Genomic DNA, 26,154 nt, shown 5'->3' with positions numbered 1-26,154 from the left:
TATGGACTTATAAAACATACCGATATAAGAAAACTATACCGATTGCTATACATTATAATAGACTCATTAGTCTTATTATATTCTCAGCTGTCTTTTCAATATTTTCCTGGCCTTTCACAAGTGCTTCCTCCAGCGAAGCTGCTCCTTTCACAATACCAAATATGGAGTCTATTCCCTTTTTATACAATATATCTATACCATCACCGACTCTTCCTGCTAATGCAATTACCGGCTTATCATGTTTCTTAGCAACTACTGCAACACCTAAAGGGGTTTTGCCATACTGAGTTTGAAAATCTATACTTCCTTCTCCAGTCCAAACCATATCTGCATCTTTTACCTTTTCTTCTAAACCTGAGTATTCAATCACCATTTCGATACCTTTCTTCAAAGTACCATCTAAAAACGCCATAGATCCAGCTCCTAATCCACCTGCTGCTCCAGCTCCTGGTACTTCTAACACATCCTTACCAAGCTGCTTTTTTATTATATCTGCATAGTGTTTCAAGTTATCATCTAATAGTCGTATCATATCTTCATTTGCCCCTTTTTGGGGACCAAATACATTTGAAGCTCCTCTTTCTCCACAAAGTGGATTGTTAACATCACAGGCCACTTCTACTACAACATCTTTTATTCTAGAATCAAAGTTAGTTAAATCAATGGTATCCAATTTTCCCAGTTCTCCACCACCAAAGCCTAATTCCTTCCCTTGTGTATCCAATAATCTTCCGCCAAGTGCTTGTACAACTCCAGCTCCGCCATCATTAGTAGCACTTCCACCAATACCTATTAATAGCTTTTTTATCCCATGATCTAAGCAAGCTTTTATAAGTTGTCCAGTACCATAAGATGTCGTTATTAAAGGATTCCTTTTTTCTGGAGATACCAAATGAATACCACTTGCACTAGCCATCTCTAGTATTCCTGTTTCTCCATCTCCCAAGATGCCATAAGTTGCTTCTACTTCGACACCTAACGGTCCAACTACATTTATTCTATATAATCTTCCACCTGTGGCATCTAATAGGGATTGCATTGTACCCTCACCACCATCAGCCATTGGTACATGTATACAAGTAATGCTGCTATTTGCTCTCTTTATTCCTCTTTCCATAGCTTCACATGCTTCTTTAGCCGTCATACTTTCTTTGAATGAATCAGGCGCTAATAGAATAACAAAATTTTCTTTCATATTAACCTCCAAAGTATAAAATTCTTAGTTAAACTTTCCATTTCATTCTATGACTACTTTTAATATTTCTCTTAATTCACTACTTTTGTCATTATAACAAATTAATTCATACGTATCTTCTAGCTCTTTTATGTTCCATTTTGAATTATCCTGATTAAATAACATAATAATTTCATCCTTTAATACATATTTGACTAATCATCTTTAATTTATGATTTGATATTTTTATAAATTTTTCTTGTTCACCAGCTCTTGCTGCTTCTATTGCTGCGTTTAACCCTAATAGATTTGTCCTTTTTGATATGCTTTCTATAAGAGTAATAACTTTAGTTATATTATTAATATTTAATACAAGTTCTGCTTCTGTGTTCTCCATAATTTTACTAGCACTTGCTATTTCTTCTGCGCCTGCCGAAATTTCTTCTAAAAATGCTGAAATTTCGTGTATTTTTTCTGATACATCATCTAATATATTTTGTCTTTCTTCCATTTGCTTAATCTTATCTATTTCTTCCTCAACTATAATAGCAGCCATTTTTTGTAATGGTTTCACTACAACAGGATCCCCACTTATACCAAGGCACCCTATGATTTTGCCTTGATATTTTATTGCACCGTTATATCCGGGCAATACGCCTTTCAGATGTGAAGCTTCTTCTAGTGTGATTGCTGAAGATTCAATTTCTCCATTCATAATTCTTTTTGCAATTTCATGGATAGTACCCAGTCTTTCCTTTTGAATAGTAGCAATTATCAGGCCATTTTCGCCCATAAAGTTTACATTACTGCCAGTTATATTATGTATTGTAGTCACTATTTTTTTAGCAAGTTCTTCTGGAACTTGATGTGTCCGAGTCATAGATACCTCCCTTTATACTGTAGTCATAACATTCAATATAAAACTATATTACTTTCCTAATAATTAAACACTAGCGAAATTAATTTATTGTAAAATTATTTGAAATATGTCAATATAACATAAACTACATGACGTAGTCATGTAGTTTATGTATAGATTCTTAGCACAGCAGATTGTTAATATCTACTACACTAAGAATATTAGCATTTTGTAAAGTACATGGAGATTCCTTGCCCACCACCTATACACATACTAACCATAGCATCTTTTTTATCAGTTCTATTTAATTCGTAAAGAACTTTTACAGCTAAAACACATCCAGTAGCTCCAATAGGATGTCCAATAGAAATTCCGCCACCATAAATGTTAACTTTATTCATATCAAGACCTAAATCCCTAGACACAGCTATAGATTGGCTAGCAAAGGCTTCATTTACTTCAAACATATCGATATCTTTTAAATCTATGTCTAACTTTTTTGCAAGTTTTTCACTAGATAACTTTGGAGCATACCCCATTACAGCTCCATCATTTCCAGCAACTGCGAAGCCTTTAACTGTTAGCAATGGTTTTACCCCTAATTCTTCAGCTTTTTCTCTAGACATAACTACAACTGCAGCAGCACCATCATTTAAGCTTGAAGAGTTACCAGCAGTTACCGTTCCATCTTTTACAAAGCAAGGCTTTAATTTTTGAAGTTTTTCAATGGTCAATCCTTCTCTTGGACCTTCATCTATATCAAAAATCGTAATATTTCCTTTGCGGTCTTTTAATTCTACTGGAACAATTTCCTCTTTAAATTTTCCTGCTTTAATTGCTGCAATTGCTCTTTGATGACTTTGAAGGGCAAATTCATCCTGTTCCTCTCTTGTAACATGATACCTTTTCGCTACATTTTCAGCAGTTACCCCATTGTGGAAAGGGCCTAAAGGCCATGTTAAAATGCTAATAACACCATCTTCAAACTGTTTATGTCCCATTCTCGCTCCCCATCTTGCATCTCTTACATAGTATGGTAATTGTGATAGATTCTCAGCGCCACATGCTACAACAATGTCCGCATTTCCTGTTTGAATTTTCATCACAGCGTCTGCAATAGCCTCCAATCCTGACCCACATTGTCTGTTTACGGAATATGCAGTAGTTTCCTCTGGAAGGCCTGCTTTAAGAGATATAACTCTTCCTACAAAGCCATTTTCTGCAACCTGTCCAACTTGGCCGACAATTGCTTCATCAACATCTGATGGTTTTATTCCAGCTCTTTTTACCGCCTCTTTTATAACTAAAGCACCTAAATCCGTACTGTGAACATCCTTTAAACTTCCACCAAACGCTCCAATAGCTGTTCTGGCACCACTTACTATTACGACTTCTTTTAATTGACTCATATTTAATATCCTCCTCCTACTATTAGTGTATTATAAGATCATTCCTCCACCTACATTTATTACTTCTCCAGTTACATAATCTGCCTCATCAGAAGCTAAAAATGCTACCATGTTTGCAACATCAGATGGTTTTCCTGCTCTGCCCATTGGAATTTTGTTAACCATAATATCCCATACTTTTTCCGGAACACCTCTTGTCATATCTGTTTCAATAAATCCAGGACAAATAGCATTACAGGTAACTCCTTTTTTAGCAAGTTCTCTAGATGCAGTTTTGGTAAGTCCAACAACACCTGCTTTTGAAGCTGCATAATTAGCCTGTCCAACATTTCCAAGCCAGCTTGCAGATGCAATATTAATAATACTTCCTTTGCCCTTTTCTCTTAGAATTTGGGCAGCATGTTGTGTACAATAAAAAGTACCACTTAAATTGACTGCAATTACTTGGTCCCATTGCTCAATAGTCATTTTGTGAAGCATAGCATCACGATTAATTCCAGCATTATTTACCATAATATCTAATGTGCCAAACTTTTCAATGGTAAAGTCGAATAAAGCTTTTACTTCCTCTTGCTTTGATACGTTAACTGCGAAAGCTTCTGAAGTTCCACCTAAATCCAAAATTTCTTTTACAGTTTCATTTGCTATATTTAAAGAAATATCTGCTATAACAACTTTTGCACCTTCTGCAGCAAGCTTCATTGCTATTCCTTTTCCTAAGCCTCTTCCAGCTCCAGTTACAATTGCTACTTTATTTTCTAATCTCATAAAAAATCCTCCTTATAATTAATCCGTAAAAATAAATTTATTTAAAGATAATATCTTTTAATCCAAATGGACCATCATTAAATAATGAAGGTTCCATAGTTTTTAAATCTTTACTAATAATAGGCCTAAAATCCATTAAATCTAGAACCTGTGTTTGTAAATCAATACCAGGCGCAATTTCAATTAACATAACTCCCTCTGGTACTAACTTAAACACTGCTCTTTCTGTTACGATAATCACCTGCTGATTTTTTTCACGTGATATCTTTCCATTAAAAGATATTTGAGCAACCTTCGAAACCATTTTTCTTATTTTTCCTTCTTTTACAATGGTGAGTTTTTCATTTTCAAACTTGTATTCAGCACCACTAGCAGTAAATGTTCCACAAAATACTACCTTTTTAGCATTTTGGGTAATATCAATGAATCCTCCAGCACCAGTACATCTAAGACCCATTTTTGTTGCATTTACATTTCCTTCTCCATCTAATTCGCCACATCCCATATAAGTTATATCCACACCTGCTCCATTGTAATAATCCATTTGCTCATGGTGTCCAATCATAGCATATAAATTCTGACCAATACCAAAATCAATACCGCCTGCTTGAACTCCACCATAAATACCAGATTCAACGGTTATCATAATATCATCTGCTACTTGTTCTTCATTGCATATTTTTCCAATTACATCATTAGGAATTCCTGTGCCTAGATTGATTACACAACCTTTATAAATTTCCATAGTGGCACGTCTTCCTATAAACTTTCTTTCACTAAAGGCAAGTGGCTCGATTGTGCCTTGAGGTACACGTAGTTGTCCAGAATATGATGGATCAAAATACCATGAAGATGTTTGTCTGTGATCTTCTAAGGGATTATCACAAACAACAATTCCATCAATAAACACCCCTGGTACAGTGACATTTTTAGGGTTTAGAGTTCCAGTTTGAGCAATTCGTTTTACCTGAGCGATAACTACTCCACCATAACGTTTAGTTGCCATAACTGCAGGGATAACCTCTAGTTTCATAGCTTCTTCATCTGTTGTAAGATTACCCATTTCATCACAAACAGTTCCTCGAATAATACATACATTAATAGGAATTTGATTATAAAACATATATTCCTCATTTTTGTATTCCATTATGTCAACAATATCATCTAACTTTTTTGTTCGTTCATTCATCTTGCCACCTTCTATACGTGGGTCAACAAAGGTACCAAGACCTACTTTTGACATTTTTCCAGGTAAACCACAAGCCATACTTCTATATAGCTGTGCAATTTGTCCCTGTGGAAGACAGTAAGCTTCTACTTTGTTATTAGAAATCATTTCCATCCAACGCGGTTGCAACCCCCAGTGAGAACCAATAATTCTAGTAACTAATCCTTCGTGAGCAAAGTGTTGAATGCCGTCTTTTCTATCACTTTGTCCACAAGAATGCAAAAGAGTTAGATTTCTAGGATGTCCAGTTTCTAAGAAACTTTTTTCAATTTGTTTCAAAATGGTTTCACTAGCACTGACAAGAGTCATTCCAATTGTACATATAGTATCTTGATCTTTAATGAGAGAAACGGCTTCAGCCGCAGTCATAAAGTTGGCCTTTAACATATATTTTCCTCCTGCTTAAATAAATTTCTAATTGCTTTTTTATCAACTTTACCATTTGCTGTTTTGGGTATATCATTAAGTATTAAAATACGCTGTGGTATCTTGTATTTTGCTAACTTTTCTAGTAAATGCTGTTTAATTTCATCTTCTGTTAGCATGCAATTATAAGTTAGCTTAACAGCAGCAGCAGCCACTTCACCATAAACTTCATTAGGAATACCGACTACAGCCGCTTCATCTACTCCTGAAATTTTATAGATTTCATTTTCTATATCATAACTCCAAATTTTTTCTCCACCACGATTAATCATATCTTTTTTACGATCTACCACATAGAGATATCCTTGGTCGTTGAAATACCCCAAATCTCCTGTTCTTAACCATCCATCTTCATCCAGCGATGAAGATACTAAATTATAATAATTGTCTAAAACAACAGTTCCTCTTATCAGAATTTCTCCAACAAAATTGTTGGATACTTCCCTATCATCTTCGTCAATAATTTTAAATTCTGTGCCTGGTATAGGTTTACCGGAAGAACCTATAAATTCACTTGTAGCTGCATTATTAGAAAATATAGTAGCTGGAGATGTAGTTTCGGTTAAACCGTAGACTGTATGAAAATGCACGTTCGGTAACCATTTATGAAGTTGTTTTAATTTTTCTTTCGGCATGTTACTACTGCCATATGCAAAACTTTTTAAACTGGGTATCTTAGGAAAATTTTCAGCTTGCTCTAAGAGAAGTAAAAAAACAGCTGGTGCAGCATGAATGAAAGTTATATTATTTTCTTTTGCACATTTAAGAACTCTTTGTGCATCAAAAAATTTATGCAAATATATGGTACCCTTACTGTAAAGAAATAATCCCAAAAGTGCTATCAATCCAGTAATATGATAAATTGGAGTTGCTATGATGGTTTTATCATTACAAGTAATTCCTAAAACTCTTTGGTAAGAAACAATGGCATGCATAATATTATAATTTTTGATCACAACACCTTTACTTTGAGAGGTAGTTCCAGATGTAAACATAATAATTGATGAGTCTTCATATCCCCCAGCAGAATCTGTCCATGGAAGATGATTAATCGAAATGTTACTAAAGCCATATCCATTTTCTGCATTTGTCGATTTTATAATACATATACCTTGATTCTTGTATGGTATAAACCAGTTATAAAAATCCTCATCACAAATAATGTAGTTTAAATCTGACTTATCAGCCAATGATCTAATTTCAGATTTTTTATACTTGCTTGGAAGCGGGATAGTAACTGCTCCAATTTTACAAAGAGCCAAAAACGCTACACAAAATTCAATACTGTTGTACAACATGAGCGCAACATGTTTACCATGCTTGACACCAACAATATTATGTAAATAAGAGGAAAATTGATCTACAAGCTCTAATAAGCGACAATAAGAATATTCTCTGTTGTAGTTATCAATAATAGCAATTTTATCAGAACAATTGTATGCAGATTTTTTTAACACATCATAAAGATTATTTGGAAGATCTGGATAAGTATTAATGATTTTGTCTTTTACTTTTCTTTTGGTCATATCAGCAATAAGTTCATGTGGCCAAAAATCGTTTCCGTTAACCATGATAATATCCCCTCTCTTTTTACGAAACCGATTTCGTATTTGATGTTTTAATGTTATCATATGGATTTATTTATGTCAATAAAAAACATATTAAAATCTAATATTTTTACTTATATAAAATATATGACTTCCAACTGAAAAGTATTGAATGATTTGTATCTTTAAACAGACACAAATCATTCTTTTTAGTGCTTATTGAACATAATTTAATTGTTATGAGGAATCTTCTGTATTTTAAATATATTTTTAGATTAACTTAACTCTATTCTTTATCCAAATTACAACTCTTTAAACTTACAAGCGAAAAATCTTTTTTGAATTTAGGTCCATTAGTCTCTCTCGTAAACAAGATCACTACCGCAAGGGCAAGAATCATCGCACCTGTCATTGTATAAAGACCAGCATAGTATCCACTCATCGAAGACCAACCTCCACCTAATTGAATAAGCCAACCAGTAACTAGCGTTGCGACTGCAGCACCACTAAACATACCTGTGGTTAAAACACCATTTCCCGTTACAATTGCTCCTCTCTCTGAAGATTCAGCAACGTACTTGTACATAACTGGATATACAGCATTTGAGCAACAACCAAGTAAAAGCTGAAGCGCAACAAGCCAGAATAAGCTAATTGTAATAAACTGCATTAAATAAAAGGCTATAGCTAACCAAATACAACAAATTATCATCGTTTTCTTTGGACCAATTTTATCTGAATAATTTCCCCAAAAAATCTGTCCAAGTCCACCTGTTATTGCATATACTACACTCAGGCTAGCCGCTGCTGCATAGCTGTAATTTGCAACAAAAGCTAAATAGGCTGGCATCCAAAAGAGAAATGCTATATAGGCAAACTGGCAAAGAAATGCAACTAGTGCCACTGCTGATATGTTAGGATTTTTTAAACATCTAATAAGCGATCCTGATGACGAACCATTTGATACTGATTCTTCACTTGGATCATAATCCAAAGGACAGGTAAAGCCAGAAGCTCTAGTATGTTGCTCAAAATTCTTATATCTATCAAGAGTTGCCCATTTGTAGTAAGCAAACCAGGTAACTATAGCAATTATAGGAAATACTAAAAATGCATATCTCCAATTACTATCTCCAAAAATCATTAGTACACCGCTAATTATTATTCCACCAATAAGACTTCCCCACGGATAAGCCGCATGGTGAATCCCTATTGCAAACCCTGTCTTTTCACGCGGCCACCATTCTGCCACACTTCCCACTTCACCGCACTCACCTGGTGCAGAGAAAAAACCTCTCAATCCTTGCCAAATTAAGATCATAGTAAAAGTCCCGGTTAAAGGCGTTATTCCTGTTAGAGCCATAAAAACAACGTAACTCATCGAGATAATACAGCCACGTTTTTTTGTAGCCCATCCATGTTCACCATTATCAAACCATCTTGCAAGAGGAATAGCCCCAAGAGCCATTGTAATACCACATACAGTTCCAATTAAACCAGCCTTGTCAGGCCCTATATTATAGGTATTAGATATGTAGGGCAAAACCCTATTTGTCAGCTCTCTGCCGTTAGCATTAATAGCAAATATAATCCATAAAAAAGTTAGAGCTATCCAGGATTCTTTTGATGCTCTCTTCGGTTTTACAATCTCAGTTTTTTCTTCATAATGATACATAACACTTTCCCCCCGTATAATAATTTTGTGAAACTCAAAATTAAATAACTTACAATAATAAAGTAGATAGATTATTTTTTCTTTATAGCATCAAATAAAAATTGTTTCTATGCTAATTCAGCATTTATAACCCCCCAATCAGTACAACCGTTTACAAGAATCCTTTAATTTAGCTTGTATAAAATCACTGCGTATATACTCTTTAAACACTATAATTGTTGTACAACAGAAGGTAATTCTTAATTCTATTATTTACTAAAACTGCACACTCTATTTTACACCAGCTATATATACTATGGATTTATAACTGGTATAAATTCACTTGATCCATTCTCTATTCCAGGCTCATGTCCCGGTAGAATATAATGAGCTATTTCTCTAATTCTATCTAAGCTTTCATAGACATCCGATACACTGATAACTATATTGGGTTCTAGATTTTCGTTTACATTTTCCGCCACATTACAAATATCGCCTGAGACACACACTATACCGTTATTAGTATTAAACAATACAGATTGATGTCCTTTAGTATGACCTGGTGTAGTAATAACTCTTAACCCAGGGAGTATCTCTACATCTCCTTCTAAAAATTCCCATCTGAAATAGGACATAGCTGTTTTGTCATAACAGGCTTTATCATAAAATGGAGCTTCAGGAGCAATAGGATGAAATGCCTCATACCATTCACTTTTTTGCACATAACACTTTGCATTAACAAATTTAGCATTACTACCACTATGATCACAATGCAAGTGTGTATTAATAATAATATCAACTTCATCTGAATCCCACCCCATTATGTCTTTCACTGCAACTTCTGTTATTTCACATTCTTTTTGTTCTACACCAGGTTCAGCTTTTTTATAAATTTCCAAATCTCTTATACCAGTATCCACTAAAACCTTATGTTTACCATCTGTTGCTCCAGCACACCAAATTGGAACTTTTATAATCTCACCTTTACCCTTGTAATGAGTCATAGCAGAACGATCTAACGTAATACTACCAACTTTAATTGCCTTTACTACCCACTTAACTTCATTTTTCATATTTACTTCTCCCTTCTTTAAGACATCGTTCTCTTGAAACAAAAATAATTAGCGTTATATTTAAGAAACCGATTTCTTTAATTTATACTTATTATATCATTTACATTTTTATAAATCAATAACTGCTTTCATTTTATTTATTCTTTTATTTTTTCATTTTTCTACATATATCGTCATTTTATCATTTTATTTTCATTGTAGGACAAATACTTATAGATTCTAAAAAAAAATAAACTACATTACTTAAATAATGTAGTTTATTTCAAATTTAGAGTTCTTTAATAATTTTACCAATAATTAATTTAATCTATTAGTTATTTTTATATATTATTCTTCAAATCTATCAGGATTAAAGGGACCAGTACTATTTCTTATAATTAGTTTTGGTTCTAAAATGATTCTTTCTGATTTTGCATCTGGTTCCTCTAATTGCTTTATTATTAAGCGAGTTGCATGTTCACTCATTTTATCCACATGCTGACTCACTGTTGTCAAACTGATATCATGCATAGCAGAAAACACAATATTGTCAAAGCTAACAATAGAAAGCATTTCTGGAATCTTTATATTAGTCTTTTTACAATAGTCAATAAAACTCAAAGCAGTCATATCATTGATGATTACAAGCGCACTTGGTCTATTTTTAATATCTGATACATATTCTTTTGCAATTTCATATGCTGTCTCAATCTTCAAATCGCTATACATGACACTTTTTTCATTGAATGGTAAATGATAATTTTTAAGCGCTTGACGATATCCTTCATATCGCTGATTTGCTGCAGAAGAATTTTTCTGTCCACCAATAAAACCTATATAAGTATGACCTAACTCTATTAAATGTCTAACAGCAATATAACCAGCCTGAAAGTTATCAAGTAAAACAGAATCTCCGTCATATGAATCTAAAATTCTGTTAACGAGAACCACAGGCATATTTACTGTCTTTAATTCATTTTTTATTTCATCTGTTTGAGCAGTCAACAATATTAATCCTGCAAAATTAAATTGTTGCGCTAATCTAATAAACTCAATTTCATTTTTTTCCTCATACTCACTATTAAAAACCATAACCATATAACCATTATTGCTCAAAATCTTCTGGATATTGAACGCTAAATCAGCATAGAATGGATTTCTAACATCTCCAAAAATCAATGCTATGATATTAATCTTACCTTTACTAAGGCTTTGAGCAATTGTATTGGGTTTATATCCGATTTTATCAACAAAATCTAACACTTTTTTCCTTAATTCATCGCCAACACCTGGTGAATTACTAATTGCCCTTGAAACGGTAGAACGAGAAACTCCTAACATTTTAGCAACATCTGAAATTGTATATTTTTCATTCTTCACGTTTCATTCCTCCAGATTTATTTTTATTATAATAATTACCTTTTAATAACATACTTATATTATTGTAATACATTTGGCATTTAAAATCAACATTCTTTCCATTATATCGATCAATACACATCTTGCTTCTTATTATTCTGCTTCAAACAATTTTTGAAAGACCTTCCTATAATAATATCAAAATGTCTTAAACTTCTTTTTTTATAAAGAAAAAAAGAGCTATCTTAAAATAACTCTTTTCTCTATATTTTTATTTTATTAAGCTCTTACCTGTCATTTCCTCAGGTATTTCTAGTCCCATAACTTGAAGCATAGTTGGAGCTATATCTGCTAATATACCACTATCTCTTAATGGCTTAGCATCTGCTGCTACATATAAGAATGGAACAGCATCTGTTGTATGGGCCGTCATAGGTTTACCTGTTGAGAAGTCTATCATCTGCTCTGCATTACCGTGATCTGCAGTTATAAATGCAGTTCCATTCTTCTCTAATATTTTATCTACAACCTTGCCTAAACATACATCAACAGCTTCTACAGCTTTTTTAGCAGCATCAAAAACTCCTGTATGTCCTACCATATCTGGGTTTGCAAAGTTTAGTATAATCATGTCATATTTATCTTCATCAAGTTTATTTAATAATTCTTCAGTAACCTTGTAAGCACTCATTTCTGGCTGCATATCATAGGTTGCAACCTTTGGTGAAGGTATAAGAGCTCTATCTTCATTTGAATTTGGCTCTTCCACGCCTCCATTGAAGAAGAATGTTACATGGGCATATTTTTCAGTTTCAGCTATTCTTAACTGATTTTTACCCATCTTGCTTACATATTCTCCAAGAGTGTTTGAATAGCTTTCAGGTCCAAAAGCTACATCTACACCTTGTAATGTTACATCATACTCAGTCATAGTAACAAATGTTAAATCTAAAGCTTCTCTGGAAAAACCATCAAACACTTTATCATTTATGGCTCTTGTTATTTCTCTAGCTCTATCAGGTCTGAAATTAAAGAATATTACTGAATCCTTATTTTTTACATTAGATTTTCCTGCGCCAGCAATAATAGTTGGAAGTACAAACTCATCAGTTTTATTATCATTATAGGATTTATCAACAGCTTCTATAGCGCTTGCTGCTTCTTCACCTTTTCCAAGTACTATGGCATTATAAGCTAATTGAACTCTTTCCCATCTTTTATCCCTGTCCATTGCATAGTATCTTCCTGATACTGTTGCTATTTGTCCAACACCAACTTCTTGCATATAGTTTTCTAATTCTATTATATACTCTTTTGCTGAAGCTGGAGGTACATCTCTTCCATCAAGAAAAGCATGAATATATACTTTCTGTACATCCTTTTCCTTTGCAAGCTTTAATAGTCCCTTTAAGTGGTTAATGTGTGAGTGAACTCCTCCATCAGATAAAAGTCCCATTAAATGAAGTGATGAATTATTTTCTTTTGCGTTGTTTACTGCTTTCTTCAACGCTTCATTTTCAGCAAAGTCTCCATCTTCTATTGACTTAGTTATTCTAGTTAGCTGTTGGTAAACTATTCTTCCTGCTCCTATATTTAAGTGTCCAACTTCTGAGTTTCCCATTTGTCCCTCTGGAAGTCCAACACTCAATCCACTAGCCCCTAATTCTCCGTGAGGATAGTTGTTAAAATATCTATCATAGTTTGGTTTATGTGCTGCCTTAACTGCGTTTCCTTCTACATTGTCTGAAATTCCGAATCCATCAAGTATTACTAATGCTACTGGTTTTTTACTCATCATTAACCTCCATTTTTTTTGCTAAAAGTTGACAATTGAAAGTTGAAAGTTATAAATCATTTCTTCCTTATGTCTAAAATCTAAAACTTTATTAACTTTCAACTCTCCACTCTCAACTCTCAATTAAATTAATAGTTTACTATTCCTGCAAAATCCTCTGCTTTTAAGCTAGCTCCTCCAACTAATGCACCGTCTATATCACTTTGAGCCATTTGAGCTTTTATTGTATTTGGTTTTACTGAACCACCATATTGAATTCTTACTTTATCTGCTACTTCTTTTCCATACATTGATGCTATTACGCCTCTTATGTAAGCTATAGTTTCATTTGCTTGCTCATCTGTTGCTGTCTTACCTGTTCCGATAGCCCAGATTGGTTCGTAAGCTACTACTACTTTTTCTACTTGTTCAGTTGTAAGTCCTGCTAAATTTAATTTTATCTGTCTTCCTAAAACTTCTTCAGTTACATTTGTTTCTCTTTCTTCTAAGCTTTCGCCACAGCAAGATATTGGAATTAGATTATGCTCTAAAGCTTTTTTTACTTTTTTATTAACAGTTTCATCTGTTTCATTGAAATATTGTCTTCTTTCACTATGTCCAATTATTACATATTCTACGCCCATCTTTTCAAGCATCTCTGGTGCTACTTCTCCAGTATATGCTCCTTTTTCTTCAAAGTGCATGTTTTGAGCACCAACTTTTATATTAGTTCCTTTAACTGCTTTTAATACTGCATCTAATGCTACAAATGGCGGACAAACAACTACGTCACACTTTGCATCTTTTACAAGTCCTTTTAACTCTTCAACTAATTTTAAACCTTCTTCTATAGTATTATTCATTTTCCAGTTTCCAGCTATAATTGCTTTTCTCATTATTAAATACCCCATTTCCTCTAATTTGTTATCTATAAATTAATTATTATTTTTAGTTCTTATTTATCTTAACTTCCCTGTAATATTTTAAACTATTACCCCTACTTTATCTAGTGTGTAATTTTGGTTATACATAAGAGATTCTAAGTTAGGTATTTGACTTAAGTATAGGTATTCATGGGGTTATCTCTGACAGTACATCTAATAATTTTAGTTAGCTCTTGGCGAAACTGCTTTAGAAAAATAATAATCTTAAATATGTCTGACCGAAGGGAGTTTATTTGAGATTATTATTTTTCTTTAGCAGTAAGCCTTAGAGATAACTAAAATTATTAGCAGTACAGAAGAGTTAACTCCTTGAATACCGGTGCTAAGTCACTCCTACTTGTTGTTAAGTGCCTCTATTCCTGGTAATGCTTTTCCTTCTAAGAATTCAAGTGACGCACCACCACCAGTTGAAATATGAGTCATTTTATCTCCGAATCCTAATATGTTAACAGCTGCTGCACTGTCTCCTCCACCGATTACAGTTGTAGCATCTGAATCAGCCATAGCTTTTGCTACTGCAATAGTTCCTTTTGCAAAGTTTTCAAACTCAAATACTCCCATTGGTCCGTTCCAAATAACTGTTTTAGCTTCTTTAACTGCGTTAGCATATAATTCAGCACTCTTTGGTCCGATATCAAGACCCATGTGTCCTTCTGGAATATTTTGATCTTCAGTTACAACTGGAGTTGCATCTGCAGCAAATTTATCTCCAACTATATTATCTACTGGAAGTAATAATTTAACTCCCTTAGCTGCTGCTTTATCCATCATTTCTTTTGCATAGTCAACTTTATCAGCTTCAAGAAGTGATGTTCCTATAGTAAATCCTTGTGCTTTTAAGAATGTGTAAGCCATTCCTCCACCGATTATTAGAGTATCAACCTTTTCAAGTAAGTTATTGATAACGTTGATTTTGTCTGATACTTTAGCTCCTCCAAGTATTGCAACAAATGGTCTTACTGGATTCTCAACAGCTTCTCCTAAGAATTTTAATTCTTTTTGGATTAAGTATCCACATACTGATACTGGTACAAATTGAGTAACTCCAACAGTTGAGCAGTGAGCTCTGTGAGCTGTTCCGAAGGCATCATTTACAAATATATCAGCAAGTGAAGCTAAATCTTTTGAAAATGCTTCTTCGTTTTTTCCTTCTTCTGGTCTGAATCTTGTATTTTCAAGAAGAACTACATCTCCTTCTTTCATGTTAGCTACTGCAGCTTTAGCATTTTCACCAACAACAACGTCATCAGCAGCAAAAACTACTTCTTTTCCTAACATTTCTGATAGTCTCTTAGCAACTGGTGCTAAAGTTTTTGTTGCATCTGGTCCTTTAGCTTTGCCAAGGTGTGAGCAAAGTATAAGTTTTGCTCCTTTTTCTATTAAATACTTTATAGTTGGCATAGCTCCAACTAGTCTGTTTTCATCAGTAATTTTTCCATCTGCTAGTGGAACGTTAAAATCACATCTTACCAATACTCTTTTTCCTTTTACATCTACATCTTCAATTGTTTTTTTATTAAAAGCCATTATAAAAAACACTCCTTTGTAATTAAAAATTTTTTCATATAAAAAATAATCCGTACCTACAATTATATATTATTTTGAAATAATTTCCATATTTTTATATTGAATATTCATTTATCATAAAAGGTCTGGCCTTATAGCCATAACTACAAAACCAGACCTATATTTTATCTTTTTTTCCGATTACTCGTTAACTATTTAGTTACGAAGAATTTTAAAGTTCTGATTAACTGTGAAGTATATGACATTTCATTATCATACCATGAAGCAACTTTAACTAATTGTTCTCCATTTACTTCCATAACTTTAGTTTGTGTAGCATCGAATAATGAACCGAAGTTTATTCCGATTATGTCTGAAGATACTAATTCTTCTTCAGTATATCCGAAAGATTCATTAGCAGCAGCTTTCATTGCAGCATTTATTTCTTCTTTAGTTGCTTTCTTTTCTAAAGTACATACTAATTCAGTTAATGAACCAGTTATTACAGGAACTCTTTGAGCTCCTCCGTCTAATTTTCCAGCTAATGCAGGAATAACTAAACCGATAGCTTTAGCTGCACCAGTTGAGTTTGGAACGATGTTTGCAGCAGCTGCTCTTGCTCTTCTTAAATCTCCTTTAGCGTGTGGAGCGTCAAGAGTGTTTTGGTCATTTGTATAACCGTGGATTGTAGTCATGAATCCTTTTGTTATAACAAATGTATCATTTAATACTTTAGCCATTGGAGCTAAGCAGTTTGTTGTACATGATGCACCAGAAATAACTGTTTCTGAACCATCTAATACATCTTGGTTTACGTTGAATACAACTGTCTTTAAGTCACCAGTTGCAGGTGCTGATATAACAACTTTTTTAGCACCAGCTTGGATGTGAGCTTCTGCTTTTTCTTTTGAAGTAAAGAAACCAGTACACTCTAATACTACGTCTACTCCTAGTTCTCCCCATGGTAAATCTGCAGGATTTCTTTGAGCAGTTACTTTTATTTCTTTTCCATTAACTACGAAAGCTCCATCTTTAACTTCGATTTGACCATTGAATCTACCTTGAGCTGAATCATATTTAAATAAATGAGCTAAAGTTTTAGCATCAGTTAAGTCGTTTATTGCAACAACCTGAAATTCTGGGTTTTCAATCATTAATCTTAATGCTAATCTTCCTATTCTTCCAAAACCATTAATAGCTACTTTTACCATCTGAAATTCCTCCTAGAATATATTAAAATTTATTTTATATATATAAATAATATAATTAACAACTATTTTAAAAGTTCCATTATTTCTCTTGCTGCACCTTCGTCTGTTACTAGGATGCTATTGTGACTATTATTTTGTGTAGAAACAATGGCTTCTGCTTTATTTTTTCCACCAGCTACAGCTATCAGTGTTTCTATTTTCCCAATCTCTTCGTTTTTTATTCCTATGCTTGGTGTATAATATACGATTTCGCCTTCTTTATTAAAATAATATCCAAAGGCTTCACCTACTGCCCCGTATTCTTCTATTTTATTTAATTCTTCTTGAGGCAAGTTTCTTCTTTTAGCCATATTTTCTGCTCTTCCAATACCGTATATTAAAATATCAGCACTATCTACTGTCTCCAGTACGTCTCTTATGTCTTTTTCTTGCATCATAGCATTCATTGCTTTATCACTTAGGTTATCTGGAACATGTAGTAATTTATACTTTCCATCTATTTTGCTAGCAAGCTTTGCAACAAGTGTGTTTGCTTGGGTTTCTACATTTATACCCATACCACCTCTAGCTGGTACTACTAATACATCTTTTAAATTTGGTATCTTAGGAACATTATCAATTACTTCTTTTATGGTAGAGCCTCCAGTAATTGCAATTATACTATTGTCTTTTATTATTTCTTTTACATAATTTGCTGCTGCTCTTCCAATTTCATTGATTATTGTTCTATCTTCATCTAAGTTACCTGGAACAACTAACACTTTTCTTAGCTTTAAGTTTTCTTTTATAAATTTCTCGATTTCAGATAAACCTTTTAACTCATGTATAAAGTCTTTAAGTTTATCTATTATTTCTTCTCCATCTTTTGTTATTGTCATGCCAGGAGTATTTATTTCAATAAAGTTTTGACTCTTTAAGAAATTTATCTCTGATCTTACAATTCTTTCACCAATTCCAAGGTTATTTGCAAGTACCCTTCTACCAATCGGCTGATTATAATATATGGTTCTTAAAATCCCATACCTTTTTTCTAATAATTCGATAAGTTCTGGTACTATCTTCTGCTGTAACTTCAATATGTCTTCCACTTGAAATCCCTCCTGGTCTTTTTGTGTCCCAGTACATCTTTTTCTGTCCCACTTATATTATAGAATAAATTAAATTCTTTTTAAATAGTATTTTGAAAAAAAATGTGAACAATTTATGAACATTAGAGGGGAGAGTTAGAATCTCTTTCTCCCCTTTGATGACTTTATCCCCATTTCCTCTCTGTATTTTGCCACAGTTCTTCTAGAAATATTCATACCTTCTTCATTTATTAAATCACATATAACTTGATCAGATAGAGGCTTTTCTTTGTCTTCCTTGTCAATTAAATCTTTTATAGATTTTTTTATTATTTTTACTGAAACATCTTCTCCACCGCTATTATTAGAAGATATTGCTGTAGTAAATAGATCCTTTATTCTTATAGTGCCCTTATTAGTGTATATATATTTATCCCTTATAGCTCTACTTATGGTAGATTCATGAACACTTAATTCTTCTGCTATCTCTTTTAGTGTCATTGGTTTTAAGTATTCATCACCATAATCAAAGTAATCCCTCTGGGTCTCTAATATTTTTTCTAATACTCTATATATGGTACTTTTTCTATGCTGTATACTTTTAATTAAAAACATAGCACTGTTTAACTTTTCTTTTACATACTCTACAGCTTCTTTATCATTTTCATTTCTTATTATTTCTTTATACATTTGATTTATACTTAATTTCGGAAGCATATCGTCATTCATTAAAATAAAATATTCGTTATCTATTTTTTTAATGTAAGCATCAGGAGTTATGTATTTTACTTCTTCCCCAGTAAAAAAGCCTCTAGAAGGTTTAGGATGAAGGGTTTTTATTACATCACCATATTCCTGTGCTTTTTTTACATCTATATTCAGTATTTTTGCAATATTATTATACTTGTTTTCTGCAAGCAATTCCAAATGGTTATCTATTATTTCAAATATAGCTTGTTCTTGTATATCTTTTTTTATTATTTGTATTTTTAAACACTCTTTTAAATCCCTTGCACCTATACCACTGGGCTCCAAGGATTGTATTGTTTCCACACAATGTTTTGTTAAAGCCATAGATATTTTTAAATCTTCAGTTATTTCATCGTCTGTTATTCCCAAATATCCTCTTTCATCAATATTTTCAATAATGTATAGACATATAGATTTAATAAAATCCTTTACACCTAAGTCCCTAATTTGTTCTTTCAAATATTCTTTTAGTGATTTTTTCTCTGAAATAAAGCTAAAAGGAGATATCTCCTCGTCATCCTTTTTTTCATAATTATGATGACTATAATTATCAAATTCGAAATATTTCACCAATTCCTTATAATCCATCTTATTATTTTCTTCACTATTCCCAGATGAACCTTTCGCATCTAGTACGGGATTTTCTTGTACTTCTTTCTCAACATATTCTTGAAGCTCAAAGCCTGACATTTGCAAAAGCTTTACTGATAACTGCATTTCTTGGGTCATTACAAGTTTTTGTTCTTGCGTTAAATTTAAACTAAAATCCATATTCATATTCACACCCCATTTTCTAACCCTATTAGTGGATTATAACGAAAGCCACACCTCATTATAACATGTATATGGACAAAGAATGAAGTGAAAACTTGAATCAGGTGGAGTTTCAAACTCCACCTGATTCTTAGTTCAACGAATCTAGGGACGTAGCCGCTCTCAACGTATGCTTTGAGAAGCAGGAGTATTAAAGCGAGTAGTCATCGGACAAATAATTGTATTTTAGCTTAGCTATGTTCTTCTATATAATGTTCAGCGCTTGTGGCGGCAATTGCACCATCTGCAGTTGCAGTTATAACCTGTCTTAGAGATTTTTTTCTTACATCCCCTGCTGCAAATACCCCTGATACACTTGTTCTCATATCTTCATCAGTTACTATATATCCTTTTTCAAGGCTTAACTTTCCTTCAAATAATTGAGTAACTGGATCATATCCAACAAACACAAAACATCCATCTACCTTCAATTCGCTACTTTCATCTGTCAACTTATTCTTTATTAAGACTTTTTCCAATCCGTCCTTTCCTATAGCTTCTTCAACAACTGAGTTCCAAATGAAACTTATCTTTGAGTTAGCAAAAGCCTTTTCCTGTAAAGACTTAGATGCTCTTAATGAGTCTCTTCTATGTATTACAGTTACATGTTTTGCAAATTTCGTAAGATATATAGCCTCCTTAACTGCTGAGTCTCCTCCTCCAATCACAGCTACATCTAAATCTGTGAAGAAATCTGCATCACAAGTGGCACAATAAGCAACACCCTTTCCTCTTAATTCAAGCTCCCCTTTGAAGCCACCTAGTCTTGGATTTGCACCAGTACATATTATTACAGTTTTTGCTTCATAGCTGTCTTTTTTGCCCTTTATTATTTTAGTATCTCCCTCTAAATTTACATCTATTATTTGATCAACAGAAAACTTTGTACCAAATTCTTCAGCTTGTTTTTTTATTCTTTCACTTAAGGATGGACCTGTGCAGTTTTCTATTGAGCCTGGATAATTTTCAATTTCATAGGTACTTGTCACTTGACCACCAAATTTTACTCCTTCAATAATTAAAGTATTCATTTTTGATCTGGCTGCATATAATCCTGCTGACAGACCTGCTGGTCCTCCACCAATTATTATAGTATCATAAATTTTTTCCATAACATTACCTCCCTTATAGTTTTTAGTATATATTAATTTAATTGATTATATTATAAATATAATTAACCCAGTACTCTAGTGAATACCGGGTATATGAAGTAAATTTTTATAATTGCATTTCGAAGGATATATATTTTAAAACTTTTCTATAAAAAATATTCCACAGGCATTTGGTCCTGAATGTACTCCTACAACGCATCCAACTTGGCATTCAATGAAAACTTTTCCTTTTTCTTCCAAATCTTCCTTTAATGCGTCTCGTACATCCGTGTTCTCTACCTGTATAATTAGAGACTCTTCTCCATCTTTAATTCCCATACTATCCATGTAGTCTAAAATGGTTCTAATTGCTTTTTTATTTCCTCTTACCTTATCCGTTACAACCATCTCTCCATTATGCACAGATAGTATTGGCTTTATTCCTAATATGTTTCCTATAATTCCTGCGGTTTTCGATAGTCTTCCTCCTTTAACGAGGTTGTCCAAACTATTAAAAACTATTGAACTTTTCACATGTGGTATTAATTTTATTATCTCTTCATATATCTGGTTTATTTCTAATCCAGCTTCCTTTAATTTAGCTGCTTTTATTGCTAAAAGTCCTAATCCAGAGGTGACACTTAAGCTATCTATTACAACAATATCATCTGTTTCAAGCATTTCCTTTGCTACACAGGCTGATTGGTATGTTCCACTCATTTTTGAAGAAATATGTATGGAAACTATTTTATATCCTTCATCTAAATATCTTTTATAACACTCTAGGAACCTTTGTGGATTTATCTGTGCGGTTCTGGGAAACTGTGATGTACCATTCATTTTTTGTAAAAGTGTAGGCAGATTTATATCTATTCCATCTTTATAGGTTTCTTCTCCAAAACTAACTAAAAGAGGAATTACTTCTATATCATACTTCTCTACTACATCTAAGGGTAAATCTGAAGTACTATCAGTTATTATTTTTATTTTCCCCATAACTTTACCTCTTTCTTATTTCATATTTGGGAAGTCCATCTGTCTTAACGCCTCATATACAACAATAGAAACAGTGTTTGATAAATTTAAAGAACGAGTTGTTGTTTTTATCATTGGCACCCTTATACCCCTTTCAGGATCACTTTCCCTTATTGCATCTGGAAGCCCTGCTGATTCCTTGCCAAAAACTATAAAATCTCCATCTTTAAAGTTAACTTCACTGTATAAGTTTTCCGCATGAGTAGTTGAAAAATAAAAGGTTGAATCCTTGTATTTTTCTCTAAGTTCATCATATGACTCATATACACTTAAGTCTAAATCCTTCCAGTAGTCAAGTCCCGCTCTTCTTAGATGTTTTTCATCTAAGCTAAATCCTAAAGGTTTTATTAAATGTAATTTACAATTTGTAAGTACACAAGTTCTTGCTATATTCCCTGTATTTTGTGGTATCTCTGGTTGAAATAATACTATATTTAAATTCACCCTAATTCCTCCTTTAATCCGCTGCAATCAAAAGCTACAATAATATCTAGTCATTTAAATATATTAACTCATAATAAGTGAATAGTAAAGAGTTTACAGTTGTCCTCTCCCATTGGTGTATACTAATTCATCATTTTATTCTGATTAGATATAGGTTTCTTGTCCGAAGCTTCTTTTATCCGATGACTACCCCCTCTAATACTCCCATTTTCTTCAAAGTGTACGTTGCGAGCGGCTACGTCCTTGGATTCGTTCAACTAAGAATCAGGTGGAGTTGAAACTCCATCTGATTCAAGTTTCACTTCATGCTTTTTTCATCAACCATAAGCTTTGTATAATCCTCACTATTTTTATTATATCCATTTTTAACCTGATGATCCAAGTAGTTTATTATGCCCTTTGAAATATTTTCTGCTAATCTTTTTAATACCTCATCTTTAGATAACCTAGCTCTATCCTCTTCATTTGTTATGAAGCCACATTCTATTAGGGCAGAAGGCATCTTTGTGTATCTAAGTACAGCAAAATTCTCTCTTTTTACCCCTTTGTCTTCCCAACTATCACTTTTTAATATTTCATCTCCAATAGTTTTTACTAATTTTATTCTTTCATCTGTTTCATATCCTTTACCGTCATAATAATAGCCAGTTATCCCCTTATAATTAATATCCTGTAATGAATTGATATGTACGGAAACAAAAACATCTGCATTTGAATTGTTTGCAATATTTCCAATTTCTTTTAAAGGCACTAGCTTGTCTTCGTTTCTTGTAAGTACCACAGCATACCCTTCATCCTTCAAATATTCTTCCGCATATTTTACAATTTTAAGAGTCAAATCTTTCTCATTAAAGTTTTTATAACTTGTCCCTAAATCAACTCCACCGTGACCGGGATCAAGGACTATAGTATAATTTTTGTTGTTATTACTATTCTCTTCTTTATTTTTATCTACAGCCATAACTATTGGGAATGATGTTCCATCCCTTTGAAGAAAAATAGACATTTTCCCAAATATTGACAGTACTAGGGTAAAAAAAACACAAGAAATTATAAATCTTTTCTTGTTTGCAATTCTCATACCTATTATCTCCTTATAAAGAAATTGGTGCGGATAACAGGATTTGAACCTGCACAAAGTCTCCTTCACTAGAATCTGAATCTAGCGCGTCTGCCAATTCCGCCATACCCGCATAGTTTGAACATTTTTCTAATTACTATTATATCATATTTTTCCAAATTAATGAATATAATTATATGTTTTTTTACTTTTCATATGCAGATATCTATCTAGGAGCTTATGTCTCAAATAAAAAAAGTTAAAATGCTTAGATTTAAGACATCTCTTTAATCTAAGCATTTTGATTATTTCTTCGTTCCTCTTTTTATCACTGCATCTACAGGTTTATAGAAGTCATCTGCTATAACTTCATCGCTGATAACTACTCCATTTTTTATTGCTTTCTTTGTAACCTTTACCTTGTAGCCTGTTGATGGTGCTTGAGTCTGCTCTGTTTGTCCAACTGCCAAAGTTGGATCATCAACATATTTAACACTAGGTTGTAAAGTTTGATAAACCTGTGAGCGTACTTCCGTTATAGTACTAGATAATGCTTCATTACTGTATATATTAAATGAAACAATACCTCCACTAGCATCTGCTTCAATAAATAATGGATAGTCTAATGTATTTTTAAATTTATAATCTAAATTGCCAAAATCAACTGTAGCATCCATACCTAATGGAACATAGTGGGATGGTAATGAATGATGAGCTCTTTCTACTGAGTTTATATTTGCCCTAAGTATAGCATTATATAAAGTGCTAGATACTTGGCATATTCCTCCACCTAATCCTGAATCTATTTGGTTTCCTATGATTACAGGAGCTGCTTGATATCCCTTTTCCGCGGTTCTCTCTCCTACTACATCATTAAAACTAAATGTATCTCCAGGCATTAATATCTTTCTATTTATGCTTCTTGTAGCTAAAATTATATTATTAGCTCTTTCTGCTGAAGATATAGAGCCGTAATTTGTTGAAAAGCTAGATATTCTATAGTTTACAGCACTTAATTTATCCGCAGTAATCTTAGCGGTGACAGCTTCAATAGGAGCTTTAATATTCACATCAGAATCAACGGGCCCATCTATCTTTGAAGCCACTTCTTTTTGTAATACTTCCTTCTGTAGTTTGCTACCATTTTTATCAGCTACCACAGTAAACCTTCCGCCACTACCATTTAATTTGGCGTCTACAGGATCTTTATTTATCTCCTTTTCAATGGTATCAATAAGCTCATTTACCGGTTTTGAATCATATGTAAACTTAAGTTTGTATTCTTTAACCTCTGAACTTTTTACTAATTTATATTTTTTTAATAAGTTTAATTCCTTACCATATGAAAGAGCTTGATTTACTACTTCATCAATATTGTATTTAGGATTCAATTTAGAATAATCTAAGGTATAAGTTCTATCTGATGTACTTATATTTAATTTCTTTTTTACGACAACAGATCCATATTTTTGATTTATTATTTGTTTTGCTTGCTCTTTATTTTTTCCCCCTAAATTTTCCCCTTCAATTTTAACTCCTGGATATATTAAGTTTGACCATGCCTTTACAGTATAATATTGATAGGCCAGAAACCCTACAATTCCAACTGCTAGGATTGAAACAGCGACTATAACTCCAAGCGGTAACCTTTTTTTACCACTTCTCTTTTTTCTTGCCATAGGTATCACCTCTTCGTACCTAATCATTATACTATAAAACAATATTTATTTAAATTAGTTTCTTTCTGTCGAATTGGAGTATAAATTAAAGACTACATTTCCCGCTGATGTATATGCTTCAATATATATTGGAGAATTTAATGTATTTTTAAACTTATAATCAATGTTGCCATAGTCTACAGTAGCATCCATACCAGACTCCACATAATGAACTGGCAATGTATGGTGAGTTCGTTCTATTGATGGTAAGCCTGCATTATTTACTGCATTATACAATGTTGTAGACACCTGACATATGCCTCCACCAAGTCCCGACTCTAATTTATTATCTACAATTACAGGCGCTGCCTCATACCCTTTATCTTCTGTTCTTTCCCCTACTACACCATTAAAACTAAATTCTTCTCCTGGTAGCAATACCGTTCCATTTATGCTCTTTGTGGCAATGGATATATTATTTGCTCTTTCTGAAGAAGATATACCTCCAAAACTTGTTGAAAATTCTCCTATTCTTGAATCTATTCCTTTTAACATACTTCCTTTAATCCTAGGCTCACTTACCAGCATGGATGCTTTAAACTCAACATTATCTAGCATACCACTATCAATTTGAGCTAAAATATCTTTTTCCAGTTTTTCTTTGTCCAATTTGCTTCCATTTTGTTCTGGTATTATATTAAACCCATCACTCATAACCTCCAAAGAAGCATTTATAGGCTGTTTGTTTACATCTTGTTCAATACTATCAATGGTACTTTTTATGGGATTTATGTCATAAGAAAACTTTAATTTATAATTCATAGTCTTAGGTGATTTTATTATAGTGTACTTACTAAATAAATTCAGATTTTTTCCATAGGCATAAACTTGGTCTATAACTTGATTTAAATTGTATTTTGGACTTATTTTCGAATAATCCAGTGTATATTTTTTATCTACTGCTGTTATATTAATTTTATTATTTGATATTTTATCGGAGTATATTTGTTTAATGATTAATGCAGCCTGGTCCTTCGTTTTTCCCGATAGGTTTATTCCTTCTACAGTAACTCCAGGATATATCAGTTTGTCCCAGTATTTTATTTCACTATAGTGATAGGTTATATAACCACTTAGTACACTAGCTAAAATAACTAATGCCCCTATAATTCCAAAAATATAGTTACCCTTAGAGCTTTTTATGCTACTCTCCATTCCAACCACCCCTTACTTCTCTATTGTTATTATACTACAGAACTTTTAATTTTTGTATGAAGAATCCACCTCTCTTTTAATTTACTAGATAATATTAATGTAAGTTTGGT

General features: G+C 32.9%; 22 protein-coding genes and 1 tRNA gene. All 23 read right to left on the bottom strand.

The genetic code is table 11. The features are described from left to right. Nucleotides 1-52: 52 nt before the first annotated feature. Nucleotides 53-1,195, bottom strand: coding sequence for a glycerate kinase family protein (locus tag CLMAG_RS22175; RefSeq protein WP_066627676.1), 1,143 nt, complete (start codon nt 1,193-1,195; stop codon nt 53-55). Nucleotides 1,196-1,237: 42 nt separating this feature from the next. Further along, complete coding sequence (locus CLMAG_RS34470; protein ID WP_278331355.1) at nt 1,238-1,360, bottom strand: hypothetical protein; 123 nt, start codon at nt 1,358-1,360, stop codon at nt 1,238-1,240. Nucleotides 1,361-1,367: 7 nt separating this feature from the next. Continuing rightward, nucleotides 1,368-2,054: a sugar diacid recognition domain-containing protein gene (locus CLMAG_RS33940; RefSeq protein WP_066627672.1), complete on the bottom strand. Its 687-nt coding sequence runs from the start codon at nt 2,052-2,054 to the stop codon at nt 1,368-1,370. Between the two features lie 200 nt (nt 2,055-2,254). Beyond that, a complete protein-coding gene (locus tag CLMAG_RS22165; RefSeq protein WP_066627669.1) occupies nt 2,255-3,442 on the bottom strand; it encodes a thiolase family protein in 1,188 nt (395 codons plus the stop codon). A 30-nt stretch (nt 3,443-3,472) separates the two neighbouring features. Beyond that, complete coding sequence (fabG, locus tag CLMAG_RS22160; RefSeq protein ID WP_066627666.1) at nt 3,473-4,210, bottom strand: 3-oxoacyl-ACP reductase FabG; 738 nt, start codon at nt 4,208-4,210, stop codon at nt 3,473-3,475. A 37-nt stretch (nt 4,211-4,247) separates the two neighbouring features. Next, the gene (locus CLMAG_RS22155; protein WP_066627664.1) at nt 4,248-5,825 is read right to left on the bottom strand and encodes an acyl CoA:acetate/3-ketoacid CoA transferase; all 1,578 of its coding nucleotides are present in this window, start codon (nt 5,823-5,825) and stop codon (nt 4,248-4,250) included. Next, nucleotides 5,819-7,435, bottom strand: coding sequence for a class I adenylate-forming enzyme family protein (locus CLMAG_RS22150; RefSeq protein WP_066627661.1), 1,617 nt, complete (start codon nt 7,433-7,435; stop codon nt 5,819-5,821). Before CLMAG_RS22150 ends, CLMAG_RS22155 begins: the two co-directional genes overlap by 7 nt. 262 nt (nt 7,436-7,697) lie before the next feature. After that, nucleotides 7,698-9,086, bottom strand: coding sequence for an MFS transporter (locus tag CLMAG_RS22145; RefSeq protein ID WP_066627659.1), 1,389 nt, complete (start codon nt 9,084-9,086; stop codon nt 7,698-7,700). A gap of 293 nt (nt 9,087-9,379) precedes the next feature. Beyond that, nucleotides 9,380-10,138: an N-acyl homoserine lactonase family protein gene (locus CLMAG_RS22140; RefSeq protein WP_066627657.1), complete on the bottom strand. Its 759-nt coding sequence runs from the start codon at nt 10,136-10,138 to the stop codon at nt 9,380-9,382. Nucleotides 10,139-10,465: 327 nt separating this feature from the next. Next, on the bottom strand, nt 10,466-11,497 hold the full coding sequence (locus tag CLMAG_RS22135; RefSeq protein WP_073393002.1) for a LacI family DNA-binding transcriptional regulator: 1,032 nt from the start codon (nt 11,495-11,497) through the stop codon (nt 10,466-10,468). 250 nt (nt 11,498-11,747) lie between these two features. Continuing rightward, complete coding sequence (gene gpmI, locus CLMAG_RS22130) at nt 11,748-13,271, bottom strand: 2,3-bisphosphoglycerate-independent phosphoglycerate mutase (RefSeq protein WP_066627655.1); 1,524 nt, start codon at nt 13,269-13,271, stop codon at nt 11,748-11,750. A gap of 128 nt (nt 13,272-13,399) precedes the next feature. Next, complete coding sequence (gene tpiA, locus CLMAG_RS22125; RefSeq protein WP_066627653.1) at nt 13,400-14,146, bottom strand: triose-phosphate isomerase; 747 nt, start codon at nt 14,144-14,146, stop codon at nt 13,400-13,402. Nucleotides 14,147-14,527: 381 nt separating this feature from the next. Next, complete coding sequence (locus tag CLMAG_RS22120) at nt 14,528-15,721, bottom strand: phosphoglycerate kinase (RefSeq protein WP_066627650.1); 1,194 nt, start codon at nt 15,719-15,721, stop codon at nt 14,528-14,530. Nucleotides 15,722-15,912: 191 nt separating this feature from the next. Next, the gene (gene gap, locus CLMAG_RS22115) at nt 15,913-16,911 is read right to left on the bottom strand and encodes a type I glyceraldehyde-3-phosphate dehydrogenase (protein ID WP_066627648.1); all 999 of its coding nucleotides are present in this window, start codon (nt 16,909-16,911) and stop codon (nt 15,913-15,915) included. Nucleotides 16,912-16,973: 62 nt separating this feature from the next. Continuing rightward, complete coding sequence (locus tag CLMAG_RS22110) at nt 16,974-17,999, bottom strand: sugar-binding transcriptional regulator (RefSeq protein WP_066627646.1); 1,026 nt, start codon at nt 17,997-17,999, stop codon at nt 16,974-16,976. Nucleotides 18,000-18,134: 135 nt separating this feature from the next. Further along, nucleotides 18,135-19,499, bottom strand: a complete 1,365-nt coding sequence (gene rpoN, locus CLMAG_RS22105; protein WP_175562158.1) for an RNA polymerase factor sigma-54 — start codon at nt 19,497-19,499, stop codon at nt 18,135-18,137. 233 nt (nt 19,500-19,732) lie between these two features. Beyond that, nucleotides 19,733-20,653, bottom strand: a complete 921-nt coding sequence (gene trxB / locus CLMAG_RS22100) for a thioredoxin-disulfide reductase (RefSeq protein ID WP_066627640.1) — start codon at nt 20,651-20,653, stop codon at nt 19,733-19,735. 135 nt (nt 20,654-20,788) lie between these two features. Further along, nucleotides 20,789-21,628 carry a DegV family protein gene (locus CLMAG_RS22095; RefSeq protein ID WP_066627636.1) on the bottom strand — a complete coding sequence of 280 codons (840 nt, stop codon included), beginning with the start codon at nt 21,626-21,628 and terminating at the stop codon, nt 20,789-20,791. Nucleotides 21,629-21,643: 15 nt separating this feature from the next. After that, nucleotides 21,644-22,111 carry a tRNA (cytidine(34)-2'-O)-methyltransferase gene (locus CLMAG_RS22090; RefSeq protein ID WP_066627634.1) on the bottom strand — a complete coding sequence of 156 codons (468 nt, stop codon included), beginning with the start codon at nt 22,109-22,111 and terminating at the stop codon, nt 21,644-21,646. A gap of 298 nt (nt 22,112-22,409) precedes the next feature. Then, complete coding sequence (locus tag CLMAG_RS22085; RefSeq protein WP_066627631.1) at nt 22,410-23,192, bottom strand: N-acetylmuramoyl-L-alanine amidase family protein; 783 nt, start codon at nt 23,190-23,192, stop codon at nt 22,410-22,412. Nucleotides 23,193-23,217: 25 nt separating this feature from the next. Next, nucleotides 23,218-23,304 (bottom strand) — tRNA-Leu (locus CLMAG_RS22080). 172 nt (nt 23,305-23,476) lie between these two features. Then, the gene (locus CLMAG_RS22075; protein ID WP_066627629.1) at nt 23,477-24,850 is read right to left on the bottom strand and encodes a VanW family protein; all 1,374 of its coding nucleotides are present in this window, start codon (nt 24,848-24,850) and stop codon (nt 23,477-23,479) included. A gap of 54 nt (nt 24,851-24,904) precedes the next feature. Next, entirely contained in the window at nt 24,905-26,044 is a 1,140-nt protein-coding gene (locus tag CLMAG_RS22070; RefSeq protein WP_066627626.1) for a VanW family protein, read from the bottom strand. Between the last annotated feature and the right edge of the window lie 110 nt (nt 26,045-26,154).

It is taken from the genome of Clostridium magnum DSM 2767 (genome assembly GCF_001623875.1).
In the GTDB taxonomy this organism is placed as follows: Bacteria; Bacillota; Clostridia; order Clostridiales; family Clostridiaceae; genus Clostridium_AM; species Clostridium_AM magnum.
The sequence above is the reverse complement of the archived record's forward strand: the minus strand, read 5'-3'. Positions and strand labels throughout refer to the sequence as shown.

Bases quoted from the DNA above. Each gene is read 5' to 3' on its own strand.
- CLMAG_RS22175 (WP_066627676.1), bottom strand. From the start codon at position 1,195: ATGAAAGAAAATTTTGTTATTCTATTAGCGCCTGATTCATTCAAAGAA.
- CLMAG_RS34470 (WP_278331355.1), bottom strand. From the start codon at position 1,360: ATGTTATTTAATCAGGATAATTCAAAATGGAACATAAAAGAGCTAGAA.
- CLMAG_RS33940 (WP_066627672.1), bottom strand. From the start codon at position 2,054: ATGACTCGGACACATCAAGTTCCAGAAGAACTTGCTAAAAAAATAGTG.
- CLMAG_RS22165 (WP_066627669.1), bottom strand. From the start codon at position 3,442: ATGAGTCAATTAAAAGAAGTCGTAATAGTAAGTGGTGCCAGAACAGCT.
- fabG (WP_066627666.1), bottom strand. From the start codon at position 4,210: ATGAGATTAGAAAATAAAGTAGCAATTGTAACTGGAGCTGGAAGAGGC.
- CLMAG_RS22155 (WP_066627664.1), bottom strand. From the start codon at position 5,825: ATGTTAAAGGCCAACTTTATGACTGCGGCTGAAGCCGTTTCTCTCATT.
- CLMAG_RS22150 (WP_066627661.1), bottom strand. From the start codon at position 7,435: ATGGTTAACGGAAACGATTTTTGGCCACATGAACTTATTGCTGATATG.
- CLMAG_RS22145 (WP_066627659.1), bottom strand. From the start codon at position 9,086: ATGTATCATTATGAAGAAAAAACTGAGATTGTAAAACCGAAGAGAGCA.
- CLMAG_RS22140 (WP_066627657.1), bottom strand. From the start codon at position 10,138: ATGAAAAATGAAGTTAAGTGGGTAGTAAAGGCAATTAAAGTTGGTAGT.
- gpmI (WP_066627655.1), bottom strand. From the start codon at position 13,271: ATGAGTAAAAAACCAGTAGCATTAGTAATACTTGATGGATTCGGAATT.
- tpiA (WP_066627653.1), bottom strand. From the start codon at position 14,146: ATGAGAAAAGCAATTATAGCTGGAAACTGGAAAATGAATAATACTATA.
- CLMAG_RS22120 (WP_066627650.1), bottom strand. From the start codon at position 15,721: ATGGCTTTTAATAAAAAAACAATTGAAGATGTAGATGTAAAAGGAAAA.
- gap (WP_066627648.1), bottom strand. From the start codon at position 16,911: ATGGTAAAAGTAGCTATTAATGGTTTTGGAAGAATAGGAAGATTAGCA.
- rpoN (WP_175562158.1), bottom strand. From the start codon at position 19,499: ATGGATTTTAGTTTAAATTTAACGCAAGAACAAAAACTTGTAATGACC.
- trxB (WP_066627640.1), bottom strand. From the start codon at position 20,653: ATGGAAAAAATTTATGATACTATAATAATTGGTGGAGGACCAGCAGGT.
- CLMAG_RS22095 (WP_066627636.1), bottom strand. From the start codon at position 21,628: ATGGGGAAAATAAAAATAATAACTGATAGTACTTCAGATTTACCCTTA.
- CLMAG_RS22085 (WP_066627631.1), bottom strand. From the start codon at position 23,192: ATGAGAATTGCAAACAAGAAAAGATTTATAATTTCTTGTGTTTTTTTT.
- CLMAG_RS22075 (WP_066627629.1), bottom strand. From the start codon at position 24,850: ATGGCAAGAAAAAAGAGAAGTGGTAAAAAAAGGTTACCGCTTGGAGTT.
- CLMAG_RS22070 (WP_066627626.1), bottom strand. From the start codon at position 26,044: ATGGAGAGTAGCATAAAAAGCTCTAAGGGTAACTATATTTTTGGAATT.